General features: G+C 64.7%; 23 protein-coding genes. 12 read left to right on the top strand and 11 right to left on the bottom strand.

Features of this window, described 5'->3' with window-relative positions; translation table 11 throughout:
* Nucleotides 1-1206, top strand: coding sequence for a type II secretion system inner membrane protein GspF (gene gspF, locus ACFPK0_RS09955; protein WP_056078080.1), 1206 nt, complete (start codon nt 1-3; stop codon nt 1204-1206).
* A gap of 24 nt (nt 1207-1230) precedes the next feature.
* Here the strand turns inward: gspF and ACFPK0_RS09950 are convergent, their stop codons facing one another.
* From ACFPK0_RS09950 to ACFPK0_RS09910, 9 genes are all read right to left on the bottom strand, one after another.
* Nucleotides 1231-1638: a DUF3293 domain-containing protein gene (locus ACFPK0_RS09950; protein WP_377340448.1), complete on the bottom strand. Its 408-nt coding sequence runs from the start codon at nt 1636-1638 to the stop codon at nt 1231-1233.
* Nucleotides 1631-3034, bottom strand: a complete 1404-nt coding sequence (locus ACFPK0_RS09945) for an FAD-dependent oxidoreductase (protein ID WP_377340446.1) — start codon at nt 3032-3034, stop codon at nt 1631-1633. The genes ACFPK0_RS09950 and ACFPK0_RS09945 overlap by 8 nt, the downstream gene beginning before the upstream one ends.
* 110 nt (nt 3035-3144) lie before the next feature.
* Nucleotides 3145-3906: an acetoacetyl-CoA reductase gene (phbB, locus tag ACFPK0_RS09940; protein WP_056078089.1), complete on the bottom strand. Its 762-nt coding sequence runs from the start codon at nt 3904-3906 to the stop codon at nt 3145-3147.
* Between the two features lie 111 nt (nt 3907-4017).
* A complete protein-coding gene (phaR, locus tag ACFPK0_RS09935; RefSeq protein ID WP_056078092.1) occupies nt 4018-4518 on the bottom strand; it encodes a polyhydroxyalkanoate synthesis repressor PhaR in 501 nt (166 codons plus the stop codon).
* 90 nt (nt 4519-4608) lie between these two features.
* On the bottom strand, nt 4609-6165 hold the full coding sequence (locus ACFPK0_RS09930) for a DHA2 family efflux MFS transporter permease subunit (protein ID WP_377340443.1): 1557 nt from the start codon (nt 6163-6165) through the stop codon (nt 4609-4611).
* A 14-nt stretch (nt 6166-6179) separates the two neighbouring features.
* Complete coding sequence (locus ACFPK0_RS09925; RefSeq protein WP_056078098.1) at nt 6180-7379, bottom strand: HlyD/EmrA/EmrK family protein; 1200 nt, start codon at nt 7377-7379, stop codon at nt 6180-6182.
* Nucleotides 7366-8856 (bottom strand): efflux transporter outer membrane subunit, encoded by a 1491-nt coding sequence (locus tag ACFPK0_RS09920; protein WP_377340441.1) that lies wholly within the window; start codon nt 8854-8856, stop codon nt 7366-7368. The genes ACFPK0_RS09925 and ACFPK0_RS09920 overlap by 14 nt, the downstream gene beginning before the upstream one ends.
* Before the next feature lie 10 nt (nt 8857-8866).
* Nucleotides 8867-9391, bottom strand: a complete 525-nt coding sequence (locus ACFPK0_RS09915) for a MarR family winged helix-turn-helix transcriptional regulator (protein ID WP_377340439.1) — start codon at nt 9389-9391, stop codon at nt 8867-8869.
* Nucleotides 9392-9460: 69 nt separating this feature from the next.
* Nucleotides 9461-10240, bottom strand: a complete 780-nt coding sequence (locus tag ACFPK0_RS09910) for a TatD family hydrolase (protein ID WP_377340436.1) — start codon at nt 10238-10240, stop codon at nt 9461-9463.
* A 186-nt stretch (nt 10241-10426) separates the two neighbouring features.
* Here ACFPK0_RS09910 and ACFPK0_RS09905 point away from each other — a divergent pair, with 186 nt between their 5' ends.
* Together ACFPK0_RS09905 and ACFPK0_RS09900 are read left to right on the top strand one after the other, a co-directional pair.
* The gene (locus ACFPK0_RS09905) at nt 10427-11014 is read left to right on the top strand and encodes a glycine zipper 2TM domain-containing protein (RefSeq protein WP_377340434.1); all 588 of its coding nucleotides are present in this window, start codon (nt 10427-10429) and stop codon (nt 11012-11014) included.
* Between the two features lie 50 nt (nt 11015-11064).
* Nucleotides 11065-11547, top strand: coding sequence for an outer membrane lipoprotein (locus tag ACFPK0_RS09900; RefSeq protein ID WP_056080771.1), 483 nt, complete (start codon nt 11065-11067; stop codon nt 11545-11547).
* A gap of 93 nt (nt 11548-11640) precedes the next feature.
* Here the strand turns inward: ACFPK0_RS09900 and ACFPK0_RS09895 are convergent, their stop codons facing one another.
* Together ACFPK0_RS09895 and ygfZ are read right to left on the bottom strand one after the other, a co-directional pair.
* Nucleotides 11641-12075, bottom strand: a complete 435-nt coding sequence (locus tag ACFPK0_RS09895; RefSeq protein WP_377340431.1) for a cell wall hydrolase — start codon at nt 12073-12075, stop codon at nt 11641-11643.
* 456 nt (nt 12076-12531) lie between these two features.
* The gene (gene ygfZ / locus ACFPK0_RS09890) at nt 12532-13344 is read right to left on the bottom strand and encodes a CAF17-like 4Fe-4S cluster assembly/insertion protein YgfZ (protein WP_377340429.1); all 813 of its coding nucleotides are present in this window, start codon (nt 13342-13344) and stop codon (nt 12532-12534) included.
* Between the two features lie 120 nt (nt 13345-13464).
* On the opposite strand from ygfZ, the gene ACFPK0_RS09885 reads away from it, so the two are divergent.
* From ACFPK0_RS09885 to lolD, 9 genes are all read left to right on the top strand, one after another.
* Nucleotides 13465-13629, top strand: a complete 165-nt coding sequence (locus tag ACFPK0_RS09885) for a DUF1674 domain-containing protein (RefSeq protein ID WP_082520090.1) — start codon at nt 13465-13467, stop codon at nt 13627-13629.
* Nucleotides 13630-13705: 76 nt separating this feature from the next.
* Nucleotides 13706-14101: a succinate dehydrogenase, cytochrome b556 subunit gene (gene sdhC, locus ACFPK0_RS09880; protein WP_377340427.1), complete on the top strand. Its 396-nt coding sequence runs from the start codon at nt 13706-13708 to the stop codon at nt 14099-14101.
* Nucleotides 14098-14502 (top strand): succinate dehydrogenase, hydrophobic membrane anchor protein, encoded by a 405-nt coding sequence (gene sdhD, locus ACFPK0_RS09875; RefSeq protein WP_056602831.1) that lies wholly within the window; start codon nt 14098-14100, stop codon nt 14500-14502. Before sdhC ends, sdhD begins: the two co-directional genes overlap by 4 nt.
* Nucleotides 14503-14526: 24 nt before the next feature.
* Entirely contained in the window at nt 14527-16314 is a 1788-nt protein-coding gene (gene sdhA, locus ACFPK0_RS09870; protein ID WP_056078123.1) for a succinate dehydrogenase flavoprotein subunit, read from the top strand.
* Between the two features lie 81 nt (nt 16315-16395).
* Nucleotides 16396-17184, top strand: a complete 789-nt coding sequence (locus tag ACFPK0_RS09865; RefSeq protein ID WP_377340423.1) for a succinate dehydrogenase iron-sulfur subunit — start codon at nt 16396-16398, stop codon at nt 17182-17184.
* Between the two features lie 241 nt (nt 17185-17425).
* On the top strand, nt 17426-17665 hold the full coding sequence (locus tag ACFPK0_RS09860; protein ID WP_056602837.1) for an FAD assembly factor SdhE: 240 nt from the start codon (nt 17426-17428) through the stop codon (nt 17663-17665).
* Entirely contained in the window at nt 17637-18074 is a 438-nt protein-coding gene (locus tag ACFPK0_RS09855) for a protein YgfX (protein WP_377340420.1), read from the top strand. Before ACFPK0_RS09860 ends, ACFPK0_RS09855 begins: the two co-directional genes overlap by 29 nt.
* A gap of 129 nt (nt 18075-18203) precedes the next feature.
* Complete coding sequence (locus ACFPK0_RS09850; protein ID WP_377340417.1) at nt 18204-19445, top strand: lipoprotein-releasing ABC transporter permease subunit; 1242 nt, start codon at nt 18204-18206, stop codon at nt 19443-19445.
* A 7-nt stretch (nt 19446-19452) separates the two neighbouring features.
* Nucleotides 19453-20148 (top strand): lipoprotein-releasing ABC transporter ATP-binding protein LolD, encoded by a 696-nt coding sequence (lolD, locus tag ACFPK0_RS09845; protein ID WP_377340415.1) that lies wholly within the window; start codon nt 19453-19455, stop codon nt 20146-20148.
* Nucleotides 20149-20309: the final 161 nt, after the last annotated feature.

Here is a 20309-nt window from a genome sequence, read left to right as displayed (position 1 = left end):
ATGGAGGCGTTCCTCTATCGCGCGTTCGACGTTGCTGGCCACTCGCGCTCCGGTGTGCTGCAGGCCGATTCGCCGCGTCAGGCGCGTGCATGGCTGCGCGCGCAGGGGTTGTATCCGGAGCGCGTCGAGCGGGTGCGCAACCGGCAACGCGCCACGTCGCCGTGGTCGCGCGGCATCCCCGCCGCCGAGCTGAGTTTGCTGACACGTCAGCTGGCCATGCTGTTGGCGTCGGGCTTGACCATGGAGCAGGCGCTGACAGCGTTGATCGAGGAAGTCACCGCGCCACGGACGCGCGAAGTGCTTGGTGGCATCAAGGCCGAGGTTACTGCCGGGCTTTCACTGGCCGCGGCACTGGGCGTCTACGGCCGCAGCTTTCCGGACTATTACAGGGCGCTGGTGCGTGGCGGCGAGGAGTCCGGCGCACTGCCCGTGGTGCTGCAACATCTTGCCGATTACCTGGACGCCCGCCAGGCGCTGCATCAGAAAACCAGCCTCGCGCTGCTCTACCCGATGCTGGTCACCTTTGTCGCCATCTGCGTGGTTACCGGCTTGCTGGTGTATGTGGTGCCACAGATCGTGCAGGTTTTTCAGCAGTCGCGGCAAAGCCTGCCACTGCTTACCCGCGGCTTGATCGCGGTTTCCGATTTCCTGCGCGGCGCGGGGCCCTGGCTTGCTGGCGCAGGCCTTTGCATCGCGATGGGGGCGCGTCTCGCGCTGCGGCTGGAGCGCTATCGACGTCGCTGGCATGCGCTGGTGTTGCGCATGCCCTGGTTCGGCCCGGTGGTTCGCGGGCTGAATACTTCACGCTTTGCCAGCACCCTGGCAATTCTGGTCGGTGGTGGCGTGCCGTTGCTGGCGGCGCTCGATTACGGCGCCCGCGCGATGTCCAACCGGGTCATGCATGACGGCATCAGGGCAGCCATTGAGCGCGTGCGTGAGGGCGAAGGCCTGGCCCGTGCGCTGACGGCAACGCGGATCTTTCCACCGCTCATGCTGCACCTGGTCGGCAGCGGGGAAGCCAGCGGCAAGCTCGAACCGATGCTGGAGCGCGCCGCACAGCTTGAAACGCAGGTGCTCGAACGACGGTTGGCGGTGCTGCTGACCTTGCTCGAGCCGGTCATGATCCTGGTGATGGGGGGCGTGGTGCTGGTGATCGTGCTTGCCATCCTGTTGCCGATCATGGAGATCAACCAACTGGTGCATTGAGTCGGCCGCACCATCGCCATGGGGTCACTCCAGCAATCGAAGCTGCGCGGGGCTACCCGTTTGACCATGTACATACGCCAGTTGCGAGTGTTCCCGCGCCAGGCGATCCAGCACGGTCACGTCGGGCCCGATCGCGAACAGGGTCGGTTCGATCCATCCGCTGGTGCCGACCCCGATCGCGGGGTAGACGCTGGCATCGGGCTGGCGCTGCAACGCATCCAGCAACGCGTGCTGTGCGGCAAGGTTTTCTTCGGGTGAGCGGCGGCGTGCCTGTGGATTCCATGCCGTGATGAAAGCCCACGAGCGCATGCCGACCACGTTGGTCAGCGTGCCGGGCAGCGGCAGGTCTACGCGCACCGTGGCCCAATTCACGGTGTCGATGCACGTGTGATAGGCGGTTGAGCGGAAGGCTTCGAGCAGGATCTCATCCATGACGCAGCTCCGGTAGTGGTGCCAGCGTGGAAACGAAGCGCTGCGCGGCGGTGTCAATGTCGATCGTCGCCACGTCGGGGGTTTCACGCAGCAACTGTTCCAGCAGTGCGTCCTGGGCTTGACCGCGTTCGAGTGCGTAACGGTAGGGAAGATGGGTAAAGGTCACCATGCGATAACGTGCCATGTAATGGGTGGGAATGCGTGCGGCCAGCAAGGCGCCGAGCTCACGCTTGGCAAGATAATGCGGATCGGCCACCGAGTCGCGCATTTCGATGTAGTTTTCCAGCGCCATGCGGGCGATGGCGTCGGCGTTGGGTTGGCGCTGGCGCTGGAACTCGGCGAATACTTCGGCGTGGTCGTCGCGCGCTTCGGCCAGCAGGTTGGCCAGCACCACGGTGTCTTCGAAGCCGCAATTCATGCCCTGGCCGTGGAACGGCACGATCGCATGCGCCGCATCGCCGATCAGCAGGGCGCGGCCATCGAGGTGCCAGCGTTGCAGATAAAGCGTGGACAGCGTGCCGATGGGGTTGTGTTCGAAATCCTCGGCGAAACGCGGCATCAGAGGCAGTAGGCCGGGGAACTGTTCCGTGAAGAATGTGGCCGCCGCCGCGGCATCGGGCAGAGTGGCAAAGCTTGGCGCGGCACCTTGGCTCGGCAGGAACAAGGTGACCGTGAAACTGCGTTCGGTGTTCGGCAACGCGATGCACATGTAGCTGCCGTGCGGCCAGATGTGCAGTGCGTTCGGCTCCAGCGCGAAGCCGTCGCGGCCCTCACCGGCTTGCAGCACGGCCGCGGGCAGCTCGCTTGCGGGAGGGATTTCCAGTTCCTTGTAACCGTGATCCAGCGGCTCGACCCGCTCGCCCAATGGCGTGTGTGCGTTCATCGCGGCGCGCAAGGCCGAGCCGGCGCCATCAGCGCCGATCAGCAGGCCGGCCGACAGCTCGCGCTCGACGCCGTTGGCGTCCGCCAGCCGGATGCGCTGTCGGTCGAAGTCCACGGTGGTCAGCGCCTGATCGAAGTGGAACTTCGCGCCAGCGGCTTCCGCCGCATCCAGCAGCAAGGTGTTCAATGCACCGCGCGAGACCGACCAGATCACTTCACTGTCGTCGATGCCATAGCGCTGCAAGCCGTGCTGGCCATCGCGGTCGTGCACCATGCGCCCGCGCATCATCACCGCGCGTTGCAATACGTCGTCGGCCAGTCCGGTGCTGCGCAAGGCATGCAGGCCGCGTTCGGCCAATGCCAGGTTGATCGAGCGACCACCGAGGAATCCCGCCTGGCGCGGATCGGGTCGCTTCTCGAACACATCGACCGCAAACCCGCGCTGCGCCAGTTGCTGCGCCAGCAACGCGCCAACCAGGCCGCCGCCGATGAGGGTGATGGGGTGTTGCGACATGCGGCGATCCGTGGAGGGAATCCGCCCACTGTTCCGCAAGCGCGCTCAGACTGCAATGCCGCCGTGGACGCCGTTCGTGCCGCCCGTCCGTGGATGGGGCGGCGCGGTGCTCAGAAGCTCATGAAATAGCCGCCGTTCACCGGCAGGTTGGCGCCGGTGATGTAGCCGGCGTCGTCGGCGGCAAGGAAGCATACGGCGCGGGCGATATCGGCAGGCGAGCCGAGCCGTCCCACCGGGATGCCGGCGATGATCTGCGCGCGCACATCTTCCGCAACGGCGGCCACCATCGGCGTATCGCAGTAGCCGGGCGAGACCGTGTTGACAGTGACGCCCTTGCGTGCCGTCTCGCGCGCCAGCGCCATGCTGAAGCCGTGCACGCCGGCTTTTGCGGCCGAGTAATTGGTCTGTCCGAACTGGCCGGTCTGGCCGTTGACCGAGCTGATGTTGACGATGCGGCCGAAGCCACGCGTGGTCATGCCATCGATCGTGTTGCGGCACATGTTGAACACGCCGTCGAGATTCACCTGCATCAATTCATGCCATTGCTGCGGTGTCATCTTGCGCAGGCTGGCGTCGCGGGTGATGCCGGCGGCATTGACCAGGATGTCCACGCCGCCATGCTGTTGCTCGATGCGGGCGATCAACTGCTGGCAATTGTCGAAGTCGCTGATGTCGCCCGGCTCGAACGTGACCGTGCCGGCGACGTCCGCCATTTCCTGGCGGAAGGCGGCGATGCGTTCGTCGCGCGCGGCCAGGTCGATGGCGATCACCTGCCGACCCGCCTGCGCCAGCTGACGGCAGATCTCACTGCCCAGGCCACCGATGCCGCCGGTGACCAGCGCAACGCGTTTCGGGGAAGTCGCTTCGTTCATGGGGTGCTTTCCACGCGTGATCATGCCGCAAAGCAGCACGAATCATGCTGCAGTTGCGATAGGGGAAATCGGGTGCGCAGCACGCGTGGCGTGCTGCGCGGGTGACGCGGATCAGCCGGCTTTCTTGCCGCTGCGGCCGGTGCTGCCGGACGGGGTCGGAACGACCTGCGCGGCGGTGTTCATCAGGCCTTCCTGCATCGCCTTCCACGCGGCCATGTTGCGCTCGGTCAGGTCGTTCAGGGTGTTCCAGGGCGTTTGCCCCATCAGGCTGTTGAGCTGGCTGCGGAACTGCGTCTGCTGGTCGAGAAACACCTGCAGGCTGCGCTCCAGATAAGGCCCCATGAAGCCTTGCAGCGAATTGCCGTAGAACCGGATGATCTGGCTGAGCAACTCGGGCGACAGCATCGGCTGGCCCTTGTCCTCGTGCTCGGAGATGATCTGCAGCAGGACCGAGCGGGTCAGGTCCTCGCCACTCTTGGCGTCCCTGACTTCGAAATCCTCATTGTCGAGCACCAACTGACGGATTTCTTCCAGCGTGATGTAGCTGGAAATTTCCGTGTCGTACAAACGACGATTCGGATACTTCTTGATGATGCGTTTGGTTTGTGCCATGCAGAACAAGCTAACAGAAGGTATTGCATTGCACCAGTTCCAACGGGGTGGTCCATGTTGCACTTGCCGAACGCAGCAATTGGTGGTTGGTCAATGACCTGCAGCGCCGCTGGCGTTGCCAAAAGGTGGCCTGGCGAGCCACAGCAGCGGGATCATCGCCAGGAACATCACGGCGCATACCAGGTACACATCGTTGACCGCCAGGGTCAGCGCTTCGCGGCTGATCAACTGCTCGACCACGCCCAGGCTTTGCTGCAGTGAGAAGCCGCCGTGCTGCAATTGCTGCAGGAAGCCGTCGGCCGCCGGCGCGGCCGGTGTGATGTGTTCGGTCAGTACGGCGTGGTGGTAGTCGCCGCGGTGCTGCCACAGCGTCACCGTGGCCGCGGTGGACACGCTGGAACCCAGCGTGCGGCAGAAATTGGCCAGGCCCGACGCGCTGGCAATTTGGTCCGCTCCCAGTCCCGACAGATACATCTGGTTGAGTGGGATGAAGAAGCACGCAATGCCGATGCCCATCACGAAGCGCGGCCATACCAGGGTGGAGAACGAGGCCGAACTGTCGAAGCTGGCGAACCAGAACGAGGTGGCGGCGAACACGATGAAGGCGAACGTCACCACTGCACGCAGTTCCAACCGCTGGATGTTCGCGCCGATGATCGGTGCCATCAGGAACGCCAGCACACCCACCGGCGCGCTGGCCAGGCCGGCCCAGGTGGCGGTGTAACCCAGGGTGATCTGCAGCCACAGCGGAAACACCACGTTGATGCCGAAGAACGCCATCATGCCCAGCGACAACGCCACCACCGCCACGGTGAAGTTGCGGCTCTTGAACAGCGACAGCTCGATCACCGGATGCTTGGCGTACAGCTCCCACACGATCAGGAACGTCAGGCACACCAGCGCGGTGATGCCCAGCGCCAGGATCATCGGCGAGGCGAACCAGTCGTTGTCGTTGCCGTTGTCCAGCATGAATTGCAGCGCGCCCACGCCCACCACCAGCAGCACCAGCCCGATCACGTCGATCGGCATCTTGAAGGTCTTGGTTTCGCGCTTGCGCAGCAATACCCAGGTGACGATCGCCGCCAGCGCGCCCACCGGCACGTTGATGTAGAAAATCCACGGCCACGAGAAATTGTCGGTGAGCCAGCCGCCCAGGATCGGTCCGAAGATCGGCGCCACCACCACCGTCATCGCCCACAACGCCAGCGCGATACCCTGTTTCGCCTTCGGATAACTGGCCAGCAGCAGCGACAGTGACAACGCCACCATCGGGCCCGAACCGGCCCCCTGCATCAGCCGGCAGATCACCAGCATCGGCATGCTGGTGGCCAGGCCGCACAGCATCGAGAACAGCACGAACAGCAACACCGATCCCACGAAGGTTTTCACTTCGCCGAAGCGGCGCGCCAGCCAGCCGGTGAGCGGCTGCATGATCGCGCTGGCCAGCGCGTACGAGCTGATCGTCCAGGTGCCCTCGCTGGGGCTCACGCCCAGGCTGCCCGCAATGTGCGGCACGGACACGTTGACGATCGTCATGTCCAGCACCTCCATGAAGGTGCTGAAGGCGACGGCGATGGTCAGCAGCACCAGCGCGCCGCCTTGCAACGGCTTCAGTGGCTGTGCGTCATCGTTGGGTGTGGCGGCCATGCGGTCGACCCGGTTCAGTGGATGTCGTCGGGGAGATTGGCGCGGATGACCTGTTCGGCTTCCGCGTCGGCCTTGCTCGCCATCTGCTCATAGACGGTGGTTTGCGCCACCGGCTGGTTCGCCGGCGTCGCCGCCAGCACGCGCCCATCGTCATTCGTGATATCCACCGTGACCGTGGTGGAGAGGCCGATGCGCAGCGGATGCTTGTCCAGCTCGGTGTTGTCCAGCGAGATGCGTACCGGTACGCGCTGCACCACCTTGATCCAGTTGCCGGTGGCGTTCTGCGCCGGCAACAGCGAGAACACGCTGCCGGTGCCGGCGCCCAGGCCGACCACCTTGCCGTGGAATTCCGCGTCGCTGCCGTAGGTATCCGATTCGATCGTGGCGGGCTGGCCGATGCGGATGTGGCGCAGCTGGCTTTCCTTGAAGTTGGCCTCGATCCACAGGTTGTGCAGCGGCACCACGGTCATCAATTGCTGCCCGGGTTGCACGCTGTTGCCAAGCTGCACGCTGCGCTGGGCCACGTAACCGGACACCGGCGCATAGATGGCGTTGCGTTGCGCCGCCACCCAGGCGGCGCGGAAGTTGGCACGCGCCTGCATCACGGCGGGGTTTTTCGCCACGTCGGTGCCCGCGATCGCCGCGTGTGCCGCGTCCGCCTGCGCCTGGGCCGCGGTGACCGCAGCGCGGGCCTGCTCCACGCCATCGCGCAGATGCTGCACCACCTCGGGCGACTCGGCGTGCGCGGCCAGCAGGGGCAGGTGGCGTTGGAGGTCGGCTTCGGTTTTCTTCAGATCGATCCGACGGGCCGCGAGCTGGGCATCGGCGCCACTGGCCGAGCTGGTCTGCTGGCGCACGCCGCGCACGGCCTGCGCCAGCGCGCTGCGTGCCTGCTGCAGGCGAACTTCCGCATCGGTGCTGTCCAGCTTCACCAATACCTGGCCGGCTTCCACCCGCTGGGTGTCGTCCGCCAGGATCGCCACCACGGTGCCCGGCACCTGTGCCGATATCGCCACCTGGTTGCCGCCGACGTAGGCGTTGTCGGTTTTCACGCGGGTGGATAACACGAACAACCACAACAAAAACCAGCCGATACCGGCCAGCACGAACACGGCGCCGACGATCAGCAGAGCGCGCCGGCGTTTGCGCGGGTCGGTGGCCGCCATGCCGCTGTCGCCGGCCAGGGATGACTTGTCGGACTCAGTGGCGCTCATGATCGGCGGCTCCGGTAATGGGGGAAATGGGGGCGGTGTGCGCGGCGGCGGCGGGTGTGCCGGCACGCCGGTAACCGCCGCCCAGGGCCTTGATCAAAGCAAGGTCGTTGCTCAACGCCTGCGCCTGCAATTGCACGGCGGCATCACGCTGTTGCAGCAGCTGGGCTGTCGCGGCGAGGCTTTCACGGGCATCGCGCACGCCTTGGCGGCGACGGGCTTCGGCGTTGGCCAGCAGTTGCCGGTTGGCATCCACTTCGGACTGCTGGGCTTGCCGCCGTGCCGCGATCTGTTCGGCGCCCAGGGCCTGCGTCGCCACTTCACGCGCGGCGGTCAGCACGGTGCTGTTGTATTGCGCCACGGCGCTGTCGAGCTGGGCTTTGCTCAAGCCGTAATTGGCCTTCAGCGAGCCGCCGTTGAAGATGGGCAGATGCAGGGCCGGCGTCAGCGCGAACGTGCGGCTTCCGGCGGTGAGCAGTTTGCCCATGTCGATGCTGGACAACCCCGCCATGGCGGTAATGCCGATATCCGGAAAGAAGGCCGCCCGCGCCGCATCGGTTTTCTTCAGCGCCGCTTCCACCTGCCATCGGCTGGCCGCGATATCCGGTCGGCGGGCAATCAGGTCGAGGCGGGCGTCGGCGGGAATGCCACGCACCACGCTGGGCAATGGGCGCGGGTGCAGTTCGGGCAGTTGCTCAGGGGCGATCCCCAGCAAGGCGGCGAGGGCCACCTTGCGGATCTGCGCCGAGCCATCGATGGCAATGCGCATGCCGCGGATGGCGGCCACCTGCGCCTGCGCCCGCTGTGCTTCGTCGGGGAGATCCACGCCTTGCTTCACGCGCAATTGCGCGATCTGCGCCAATTGCTGCTGGGTGGACAGCAACCGATCGATCAACTGCAGCCGCGCCTGGTCGGCCTGCCAGCCGAAGTAGGTGTCGGCGACGGCGTACTGGATCGCCAGCGCGGCGGCACTGCGTTGCGCTTCGGCGGCGTGGGCCTGGTCCAGCGCTGCTTCCACCGTGGCGCGCTTCTTGCCCCACCAGTCGAAATCGTATTGAAGCTGCAGCCCGATGTCGGCCTGGTTGTACCAGGTGAAACCCAGAAACTCGGCGGGAATCAGCCCGTGCTCGCTCATCCGCTGGCGCGATACCTGCGCATTGCCGTTGATCGACAAGCCCATCTGCGCGGCCGCCAATCGCACCGACGCCTGGGCACTCTGCACTCGGCTCTGGGCCAGGGCGATATCCGGCGACTGCCGCAGCGCGCGATCCATCAGGCCATCCAGCTGGGGATCGTCGTAGTGGCGCCACCATTGCGCCGCGGGCCAGCCGGCGCGGGCAGGTGCGTTCAGGCCGGCCAGTGGCACGTCGTCGCGCAATACGGGGTGATCCAGTATCGCGGGCGCTCGCGCGCACGCGGCCAGCGCCAGCACGATCGTCGCGGTCAGCAATGGCCGGCCGCGGAGCAGGGCATGCTTCATCGAATGTCCTTCATGGATGGGAGTGCTCGCTCAACCGGTCGAGGTTGCCGGCCAGTTTGCGCAACAGGCGGTCGAGGTGGCGTTTATCGGTGGCGCTGAAGCTTTGGAACATGGTGTCGATGCGGGGAAACATCGGCGGCAGCATCTCTTTCACGAAACGCCGGCCGGCAGCGGTGATGCGGATCACCACGCGCCGCCGATCCGCTTCGCTGGCGCCGCGCGTGATCAGGCCGCGCCTGGCCAGTGCGTTGGCGATGCGGGTCATGTTGGTGGCACCCTGGGTGGCGAATTCGCACAGCTCGCCTGGCGTGGAGCTGCCATCCGGTCGGCTGTACAGGATCATCAAGGTCAGGAATTCGCTGTGGTTGAGCTTGTACGGCTTGAGCTTGAACGCCAGCCCCTGGTCGATCCCTTCGCCCACCATGAGCAGCAACCGGCACAACCGTGCCTCGACGGCCGGCATAGTGGGGATGATCTGGCTGACGCGGTCGATGCCTTCGTCCATCAGATCGATGCATGTTGTCAGCTTGGCCATTTCACCAGCGGATATTTCATCGGTGAAGTAAACATAGCAAGGTGTGACGAATTCGTGCAAACGCGCCGGTCAGGCGTTGCGCTGCGCCAAGCCGAACAGCCGGTGGGCATTGGCGGTGGTGGCGGCAGCGATCTCCGCCTCGGATTCGTCGCGCAGCGCGGCGATGCAGCGCAAGACGTCCGCCACCCGCGCCGGCTCGTTCCGCTGCCCGCGATGCGCCGCATCGGGTTGGTCGGGGGCGTCGCTTTCCAGCAACAGGAACTCCAGTGGCATGTGACTGACGATGCGGCGCAGGCGCTGTGCACGTTCATAGGTCACCGGGCCGCCGATGCCGAGGCAGAAGCCGATGTCCCACAAGTGCTGCGCCTGCTGCTCGCTGCCCGAAAAGCTGTGCACCACGCCGCGCAGGCCGGCGACGCGCCGCAGGGTGAGGATCACTTCCTCCAGCGCGCCGCGCGCGTGCACGATGACCGGCAAGCCGCGTGCACGCGCGATGTCCAGCTGGCGCGCAAAGATGCGCCGCTGCAGATCGTGGTCGATACCCTCGACATGAAAATCCAGGCCGATTTCCCCCACGGCAACGGCGTGGTGATCGTCCAGCCATGAAGACAGTGCGTCCACATGCGCGGGCGCATCCTCGCCAAGGAACATGGGATGCAGGCCGTAGGCGGGGTGCGTCCGCGGGTAGTTGCTGCACAGGTCATGGATGTGCGGCCAGCTGGTTGTGTCGGTGGCGGGTATCACGACGTGGGCAATACCGGCTTCGGTGGCCCGCGCCATTACCGCATCGAGATCGGATTGGAATCGTCCGTCATCCAGATGTGCGTGGCTGTCCACAATTTCGATCATGGTTTTATCCAGAAGGGCCCGAACTGCGAATTCGATGTGAAAATGAGGCAGGGGTGCAAGCTAGCCCCGATTCAGTTGATTCAATGTTCAATGGAAACACGGTTATGGCGACGCATGGGCGTCCCCGGGGATCGTCGTTCAGGACAGTCGTTCGAAAACAACCGTTAAAACAGAGGAGAGGGTCTGATGAAAAGTTTGACGATCAATGCACTCACCATCGGTATGGCCGCGGCGTTGTCGCTGGGCCTGTCCGCCTGCAATCGCAATGCCGACGCGGGTACGTCCGCTGACGGCGGCACGTCAGCCAGCGGCGCCGCGGCCCAGGCGGCTGACAATTATGCGCGGGTGGTGAGCGTCGATCCGGTACGCAAGACCGTCAATAACCCCAAGCAGGTATGCAAGGACGAAGTGATCACCCACACCACGCCACCCAAGGATGAGCACCGCATTGCGGGCACCGCGATCGGTGCCGTGGCTGGTGGCCTGCTGGGCAACCAGGTCGGTGGCGGCAAGGGCAAGACGCTGGCGACGGTGGCCGGTGCGATCGGTGGTGGTTACGCCGGTAACCGCATCCAGGCCAGTCGTCAGCACGCCAACACCACGTCCACCGTGGAGCGGCACTGCGACACCGTCAACAACACCAGCACCAAGCTGGTGGGCTATGACGTGCGCTACGAATACAAAGGCGTTACCCGCACTGTCCGCATGGATCACGATCCCGGCGATCGCGTGAAGGTGGAAGAAGGTGTGACGGCGGTTTCCGACGCCCGCTGAGTCGATCGAGGTCATCGACCGGAAGGCTTTTTCCCTGAGGAGTGATCGACATGAATGCACTATCGAGCAAACTGGCGCTGGCAGTGGCCATGGCTGGCGGTCTCGCAATGGCTGGATGCGCCACCCCCTACAACAACAGTGGTAACTACGGTTATCAAGGGCAGCCAACCGGACAAAGCAGAAACGCGCGCTGCAACAACTGCGGCGTGGTGCAGGAAGTGCAGCAGGTCTACACGCAGGGCAACAGCAGCGGCGGCACGCTGGGCGCCGTGATCGGTGCGGTCGCTGGCGGCGTGCTGGGCAACCAGGTCGGCAAGGGTGATGGCCGCAAGGCGGCGACAGTGGCCGGCGCGGTGGCCGGTGGCGTTGTCGGCAACCAGGTTGGCAAGCGCAGCGGAAGTGGTGACGTGGCCTACCGCATCGTGGTTCGGCTGGACAATGGCCAGTACGCCACGGTTACGCAGCGGGAGAACCCAGACGTGCGCAACGGTGATTACGTGCAGGTGCGTGGCGATCACGTTTACCGTCTGTAATCATCCTTTGGTATGGACGTCCAGACGTCTGGACGTCTGAAAAACAAAAGGCCCTCATTCGAGGGCCTTTTGTTTTGGTTGCGGTTCGCAGTGTCAGTTGACGGCGTAAAAACGATGCTCGCCGATGGTTGTGCCTGCGCGGTTGACCGACCATGTCGGAGTGATGGCAACGGTGGCGAAATGATCGGCACGCGGCACCAGCATCTTTCGTTCGGCAACGGGCAACTGCCAGTTCTGGATCGAGCGCCCGGCGATCTGCCATGCCTTGTTGAAGGCTTCCAGATTGGTGATGTCGAACGAACCCGGGGTCGTGGTGGTGGCGAACTGGTGGGGCGCCGTGACGACCTTGCATACGGTGTCGCCCCAGCGCCCGCGTTCGCGTCGGCGCATGGCAACTTCAGCGACCGCGAGCTGGCCGAGTGTCGGTTCGCTGCGTGCTTCCAGGTAGACCGTGGTCGCCAGGCAAGCCTGGTCCGCAACGGGTTGCGGTAACAAGCTGGTGAGCCACAACAGCATGGAAAGTTTCATGGATCTGCCTCCAACGTGCTGTACGCGCAGCCTTTCAGGCCTGACACGCCGTTGCGGTGGACGGGCTGGCAGGCCGTTCCACCTGGATTGATCGCCAACCGGTGTATGCGGTTGAACGTTTTGCCACGGGTTTGTGGCGGGTCGAGCGGCGGGGTCATGCCGATCGGTGATTGCTGCAATGGCGCTGCGCGTGCCGTAGGGCCGTGTTGCCTGCAACTGCCAGCTGTGGCGTCAGCTGGGTATTCCATCCGGCTTTGGGCCGGGTCGCGCCGATCCGGATTCATCCGGTTCGTCGCGTACATCGGCACCCCGTTTTCCGGATGCCGCGATAATCGATCGGCGGAGCCTAGTGGCGGATTTCGCCAAAGGCAAGTGCCGCGATGTTCCGTTCAGCGTGTCCTCACATTCCGTCGACATCGTTGAAAAACACAAATAGACGTCTGGACGGCTGATGTTTCAGGCGGGCCAGCGTTCGATGGTTGTCATCAGTAATGAGTCGTCGCCGTCGCCCAGCGTGATGTTGTCGTCGATGGCGTTATCGACGACGTCATCGCTGAGCACAACCAGTGCTTCGATGGTGTCGCCATTGACGACGTTCAGCACGATGCCGACTTCCTGCTCGCCGCGACGCAACGTTTCGCCGGGTGCGATGGCGCGCGATGCCGTGACGCTGCAGAGATGGCGCTTGCAACCGCCACGAAAATGTAGCCGCGCCACGATTTCCTGACCGGGATAGCAGCCCTTGTCGACGGCGACGGCCTGCAGCCGTTGCAACGACAGCATCGGTGCGAGGCACTTGTTCAAGGCCTCATCGGGCAACCATGGCCAGCCAAGCTTCAACTGCACGGGTTGCCATTGCATGTCGCCGGTCGTCGTGGATGTCACGATGCGCAAGGCGTGCGATCCACAGCCCAGCGATATGGTCTCGCCTTCGATATGAACATCGTGCAGCGTCTGTGCCTCGCCGGTGGCCAGGGCGGCGGTGGGTGCTTCGCGAAGCGTTACGCGTGAACGGAAGACGAAGCGGCGCAGGCCGTCGGCCATGTCTGCTGCCTTGCCGCCGCGCAACAGCAGAAGCAGTTTGCCGTCAGCGATGCGGGCGAGGTGAAAAAGGGCGCGCACGCGTCCCTGCGGATCGAGCCACGCACCGAACGCCCATCGGCCAACGGCCAGTTCATTCACCTTGCTGCTGAATTGCGCATGCGCAAATGCAACCGCATCGGGGCCTTCGATCAACAGGGTTTGGGCGTCGCGGGTATTGGATGGCATAGGTCGTCGATGTGTGGGCGTGCGTGGCGCGACACAAGCGTTCGCCCGCGGTGCGGGGCAGGGGTCCAGGTTGTGCTGGTTTTGCGCAAGTATTAACCTTCGCTGGCTAACAAGACGACCATGTCCGAAACCCATCCCCCAGCACCGTCCTCACCTGCATCCGCTCCGGCGGAGGCTGTCGTGCCGGCGAAACCGGATGCGGACAAGGCCCCGCCGGAACGGCCGGCGCCGGATCCCACCCGCTACGGCGATTGGGAAAAGAACGGGCGCTGCATCGACTTCTGAATTCCGCTGTGGCGTTGTCGCCGCTGGCAGCGGCGGTACGGCACGGACATCAGCGATTCCACACAGGATAGCCGCCATGGCAGATATGCAACGACCGCTCTCTCCCCATATCCAGGTCTATCGATGGCAAGTGCAGATGGTCAGTTCCATCCTGCATCGCGCCACCGGCATCGCCTTGTCCGTTGGCAGCCTGGTCGTGGTGGGAGGCTTGCTGGCGCTGGCTGCCGGCGAAGAACAGTTCGGCTGCTTCAAGACCGTCGCCGGCAGCCCGCTGGGGCTGGTGTTGCTGTTCGGCTGGAGCTGGTCGCTGTTCTATCACCTGTGCAACGGCATCCGTCACCTGCTGCAGGATGCAGGCGCCGGCTACGAGATCGTGCAGTTCGTGCGCTCGAGCTGGTTGTCGGCGACGGGCAGCATCGTGTTGACCGTGCTGGTCTGGGCCTATGTGTTGATGGCCGGAGGTGCGGCATGAACGCGAAGAGTGATGTCGTGAAGGATCGCCGCCATCCGCTGAAGGCCGCACGCGGCTTGGGCTCTGCCAAATCGGGTGTGGACCATTGGTGGGTCCAGCGTGTAACCGCCGCGGCGCTGGTGGCGCTGGGCATCTGGTTCGTGATCCTGGTACTCGGTCTGCTGCATGCCGACTACGCCACCGCGCGCGCCGCGGTGGCACGGCCGTGGAATGCGCTGCTGCTGATCGCGTTCGTGCTCACCATGTTCTGGCATGCGGTGCTGGGCCTGCAGGTGGTGGTGGAAGATTACGTGCACACCCGCTGGAAAGAAGTGGTGCTGCTGGTGGCGATCAAGTTTCTCGCCGTGCTCGGCGCGCTCGCCAGCGTGCTGGCCGTACTGCGCATTGCGCTGACCCCTTAAGACGAATACGCGAGGCCGCCATTCATGGAAAGCTACAAGATCCAGCAGCACCTTTATGACGTGATCGTGGTCGGCGCCGGCGGTGCAGGCCTGCGCGCCACCTTCGGTCTGGCCGAGAAGGGCCTCAAGGCCGCCTGCATCACCAAGGTGTTTCCCACCCGCTCGCACACGGTGGCCGCGCAGGGCGGTATTTCCGCTGCGCTGGGCAACATGGGCGAGGATGACTGGCGTTTCCATTTCTACGACACCGTCAAGGGTGGCGACTGGCTGGGCGACCAGGACGCGATCGAGTACATGTGCAAGCACGCACCCGAAGCGGTGATCGAGCTTGAGCATTACGGCGTGCCGTTCTCGCGTACCGAGGAAGGCAAGATCTACCAGCGCCCGTTCGGCGGCATGACCACGCATTACGGCAAGGGCACCGCGCAGCGCACCTGCGCCGCGGCCGACCGTACCGGTCACGCGATCCTTCATACGCTGTACCAGCAGGCGCTGGCACACGACGCCACGTTCTTCGTCGAATACTTCGCGATCGACCTGATCTTCGATGAAGAAGGCGTTTGCCGCGGCGTGCTGGCGCTGGACATGAACGAGGGCACGCTGCACTTCTTCCGCGGCCAGGCCGTGGTGCTGGCCACCGGGGGTTACGGTCGCGCCTATTTCAGTGCCACCTCGGCGCATACCTGCACCGGTGACGGCGGCGGCATGGTGCTGCGCGCGGGCCTGGCGTTGCAGGACATGGAGTTCGTGCAGTTCCATCCCACCGGCATCTATGGCGCGGGCTGCCTGATCACCGAGGGCGTGCGCGGCGAAGGCGGCTTCCTCACCAACTCCACCGGTGAGCGCTTCATGGAGCGCTACGCGCCGAACGCCAAGGATCTGGCCTCGCGCGACGTGGTCAGCCGCGCGATGACCATCGAGATCCGCGAAGGCCGCGGCGTGGGCGAGCACAAGGACCACATCTTCCTCAACCTCATGCATCTAGGCCCCGAGGTGATCCACGAGCGGCTGCCGGGCATTGCCGAATCGGCGCGCATCTTCGCCGGCGTGGACGTCACCAAGGAGCCGATCCCGGTGTTGCCCACCGTGCACTACAACATGGGCGGCATCCCCACCAACTATCACGGCGAAGTGGTGCAGAAGCGCGGCGATGACGTGGATGCGATCGTGCCTGGCCTGTTCGCGATCGGCGAGGCGGCCTGCGTCTCCGTGCATGGCGGCAACCGGCTGGGTTCCAACTCGCTGCTGGATCTGGTGGTGTTCGGTCGCGCGGTGGCGCATCGCTGCGCCGAACTGATCGAACCCGGCGCGGCGCACAAGGATCTGCCCACCAACGTGCTGGACAAGTCGCTGGCGCGCTTCGACGCGCTTCGTAACGCCGATGGCGGCACGCCGACGGCGCAGATCCGCATGGCCATGCAGCGCACGATGCAGAAGGACGCGGCCGTGTTCCGCACCGGCGAGACGCTGGCCGAAGGCAAGCAGAAGATCTCCGAAGTGTTCGACATGTTCCAGGACGTGAAGGTCAGCGACCGTTCGCTGGTGTGGAACTCCGACCTGATCGAGACGCTGGAACTCTCCAATCTGCTGGCGCAGGCGGTGGCGACCATGCATTCGGCCGAGCAGCGTCCGGAAAGCCGTGGCGCGCATGCGCGCGAGGATTTCCCCGAGCGCGACGACGCCAACTGGATGAAGCACACCCTGGTGTGGGTGGATGAAGCGGGCAAGTCGCGCTTCGATTTCCGCCCGGTGCACATGAACCCGATGACCGATGAGGTCAAGGCCGTGCCGCCGGCGAAACGCGTTTACTGATCCTGCGTTTGCAGGTGGCATCACATCACACGTTGCGCGGCCGGATAGTGGTTCCGGCCGCCGAACCGAAGGGTCGAGGACATGGGTGAATTCGCGCTACCGAAGAATTCCAAAATTCAGCCGGGCAAGCATTACCCGGCGAAAGATGCGAAGAAGCCACGCACCTTCCGCATCTATCGCTGGTCGCCGGACGACGATCAGAACCCGCGCATCGATACCTACGAGGTCGATCTGGCCGCCTGTGGCCCGATGGTTCTGGACGCGCTGCTGAAGATCAAGAACGAGATCGACCCCACGCTGACCCTGCGTCGTTCGTGCCGCGAAGGCATCTGCGGCAGTTGCGCGATGAATATCGACGGCACCAACACGCTGGCGTGCACCTGTGCCATCGCCGACGCCGGCAAGGGTGGCGGCGACGTGAAGATCTACCCGCTGCCGCACATGCCGGTGGTGAAGGATCTGGTGCCCGACCTCACCCATTTCTATGCGCAGTTCGCCTCGATCAAGCCGTGGATCCGCACCCAGAGCCCGGCCCCCGATCGCGAGCGCCTGCAGTCGCCCGAAGAGCGCAAGAAGCTCGACGGCCTGTACGAATGCATCCTGTGCGCCTGCTGCTCCACCAGCTGCCCGAGCTACTGGTGGAACGGCGACAAGTACCTGGGCCCGGCCATCCTGCTGCAGGCCTACCGCTGGATCGTCGACAGCCGCGATGAAGCCACCGGCGAACGCCTGGACGACCTGGAAGACCCGTTCAAGCTGTATCGCTGCCACACCATCATGAACTGCACGCGCACCTGCCCGAAGGGCTTGAACCCGGCCAAGGCGATCGCCGAGATCAAGAAGCTGATGGTGGAGCGGCGCAGCGCGTGATTCCTTCTCCCCTTTGGGAGACAAATCGGCAGGACTGCCGATTTGCGCGGCGCAAGCCGCCCGAAGGGCGAGGGCCATGGATGGCCCGAGTTCAGGTGCCCGAAGGGCGGATGAGGGGCGGTGCTCGCGGGGAAGCCGATCGAAGCTTTCGACGAGGCTATCTCGCAAGATTGTCCCCCTCTCCTCAATCCTCTCCCCGGTGGGGAGAGGAGGCAAACGAGGCGCTGCGCGCGGATTTGTTATGAATAAGGGCAGACTCCAATGGCGTGCCCGCCGAGGCACTCGCGAACTGGACGCCTTGTTCGGCGGCTGGCTCGACGAACGTTTCGACAGCGCCAGTGAGGCCGAACAGCAGGCGTTCGACGAGTTGCTCGACGTGCAGGACCCGGACTTGTGGGACTGGGTGATGGGCCACGCCCGGCCCGAGCGGCCCGATTGGCAGGCGATCATCGATGACATCCGCGCCCGCCATCGGCTTTGAATACGCACCATCGCGACTGCTGCGACGCTGCCTGATGGTGGTCGCGGCACTGGCCGCGCTTGCCGTCGCGCTTTCGGGCCTGGCCATCAGCCTGAAGCTGATGTTGATTGCGGCGGTGGTGCTGGCCACCTGGCAAAGCCTGCAGCCTGCAGCGCAGTCGCCGCTGGCCGCCGCGGGTTGGGACGCCGAAGGCGGCTGGACCTTGCGCACCGCCGATCACGAGGACATCGCCGCCACGCTGGCCACGTTCCGCGTGTTCGGCGGCTTCATCCTGTTGCGTTTGCTGACGGTGGAACGCGGCATGCAGATCCTGCTGCTGGCGCCGGACAACAGCGATCGCGACATTCGTCGTCGTCTGCGCATGCGTCTGGCCACTGTGCAGCCTGGCGAAGCACTGCCGCGAATCTGACTGGCGCGCAACGTGTCACAACCCCGGGTTTCGGCGCCCCTGCCGCCGCTGTGCGCCATGCGCTAACGTATACCGTTCCGGCGGCCGTCCGTATCGGCTTTCCCTGCCGCTCCCACGAATCAGGTTGCCATGTTCCGACCGTTAGAACTCTTCATCGGCCTGCGCTACACGCGTGCCAAGCGACGCAACCAGTTCATCTCCTTCATCTCCACCGTATCGATCGTGTGCATCGCGATCAGCGTGATTGCGTTGATCACGGTGATGTCGGTGATGAACGGCTTCGACTACCAGATGCGCGCGCGCATCCTGGGTGCGATCTCGCACGCCACCGTGTCCGGCGTGAACCAGAGCATGGAGGACTGGCCGCGCGCACTGAAAGTCGCCAGCGCCAATCCGCACGTGCTGGGCGCCGCGCCCTACGTGGAAAGCGAGGCGATGTTGCTGGCGCGGCGTTCCAGCGGTGCGCTGGTGCGTGGCATCGAGCCTTCGCTGGAGCCCAAGGTGGTCGACATCGACAAGCACATGGTGGAGGGCTCGCTCGATGCGCTGAAGCCGGGCAGCTGGAACATCGTGCTGGGCAAGGAGCTGGCGATGACGCTGGGTGTCAGCGTGGGCGACCGCGTGACCATGGCCGTTCCCGAATTGCGCGCCACACCGATGGGCGGCGTGCCGCGCATGCGCGGTTTCCATGTTGCGGGCGTGTTCGAGCTGGGTATGGAGCAGTTCGATTCGGGCCTGGCGCTGGTCAACATGAGCGATGCCGAAAAGCTCAACAGCCTCACCGGCCCCACCGGCATCCGGCTGCGCCTGGACAACCTTTTCAATGCCCGCCCGGTGGCGCGCGAGCTGGCCGATCAGCTGGGTCAGGTATATCGGGTGCAGACCTGGATGGACACCAACGCCAACCTGTTCGCCGCGCTGTCGATGGAAAAGATGGTGATGTTCGTGATCCTGTCGCTGATCATCCTGGTGGCGGTGATCAACCTCATCTCGATGCTGATGATGCTGGTCACCGACAAGCAGGCCGATATCGCGATCCTGCGCACGCTGGGTGCCACGCCGCGCAGCATCATGGGCATGTTCATGGTGCAGGGCGTGCTGGTGGGCTTCGTGGGAATCGGTTTCGGGGTGGGGCTGGGCTCGCTGTTGTCGTGGAAATTGCCCGGCATCATCAAGTGGATCGAGCACACCTTCCACGTGACCTTCCTTTCGCCCGACGTTTATTACATCAGCGAGGTCCCCAGCCGGCTGGACTGGCATGACGTGGGCTGGGTCGCCCTGCTCACGTTTACGTTCTCGCTGCTGGCCACCTTGTACCCCGCGTGGCGCGCTTCGCGCACGCAGCCGGCGCAGGCGCTGCGCTATGAATAAGGCCGTCATGAATTCCACGACTGAAAACGTGCTGCGTGCCAGCCACGTCGCCAAGACCTACCAGGAAGGCGGCTTGCGCACCGACGTGCTGAGCGACGTCAACTTTGAACTCAAGCGCGGCCAGACGATGGCCATCGTGGGCGCGTCGGGCTCGGGCAAGAGCACGCTGCTGCACATCATCGGCGGGCTCGATACCTTGAGCGCGGGTGAGGTGGAGGTGGATGGACGCCTGCTGTCCACGCTGTCCGATGCCGAGCGCGGCCGCGTGCGCAACCGCTCGCTGGGTTTCATCTACCAGTTCCATCATCTGCTGCCCGAGTTCACCGCGCTGGAAAACGTGTGCATGCCGCTGCTGATTCGCGGCACAGCGATTGCCGAGGCGCAACGCCAGTCGGCCGCGCTGCTGGAGCGGGTGGGGCTGGGCAAGCGCCTGCAGCACAAACCCTCGGAGCTTTCCGGCGGCGAACGCCAGCGCTGCGCGGTGGCGCGCGCGCTGGTGACGCGGCCCGCCTGCGTACTGGGCGACGAGCCCACCGGCAACCTCGATGAAGACAACGCGGCGCAGGTCTACGGCCTGATGCTGGAGCTCAACCAGGAGATCGGCACCAGCTTCGTGCTGGTGACGCACGACACGCGCCTCGCCGCCCGGATGGATCGCACGCTGGTGTTGCATAACGGCGTGTTGGTGGAGCGCTCCGCCTGATCGCCTGACGAACCCCTGTAGGAGCGCACCTTGTGCGCGATGCTTTTGGGGACTCGTGATTTGCAAGAGCAAGAGCTCGCGCACAGGGTGCGCTCCTACACGCGGGGCGGGGGCCTACACGTCTTTCGTCCGCTGTGTGGTTGGCGTCGCGCTACGCTCGA

This window comes from Rhodanobacter ginsenosidimutans (assembly GCF_042655685.1).
GTDB lineage: Bacteria > Pseudomonadota > Gammaproteobacteria > Xanthomonadales > Rhodanobacteraceae > Rhodanobacter > Rhodanobacter ginsenosidimutans.
Note: the sequence above shows the minus strand (reverse complement) of the source record. Positions and strands in the feature narration are given on the sequence as shown.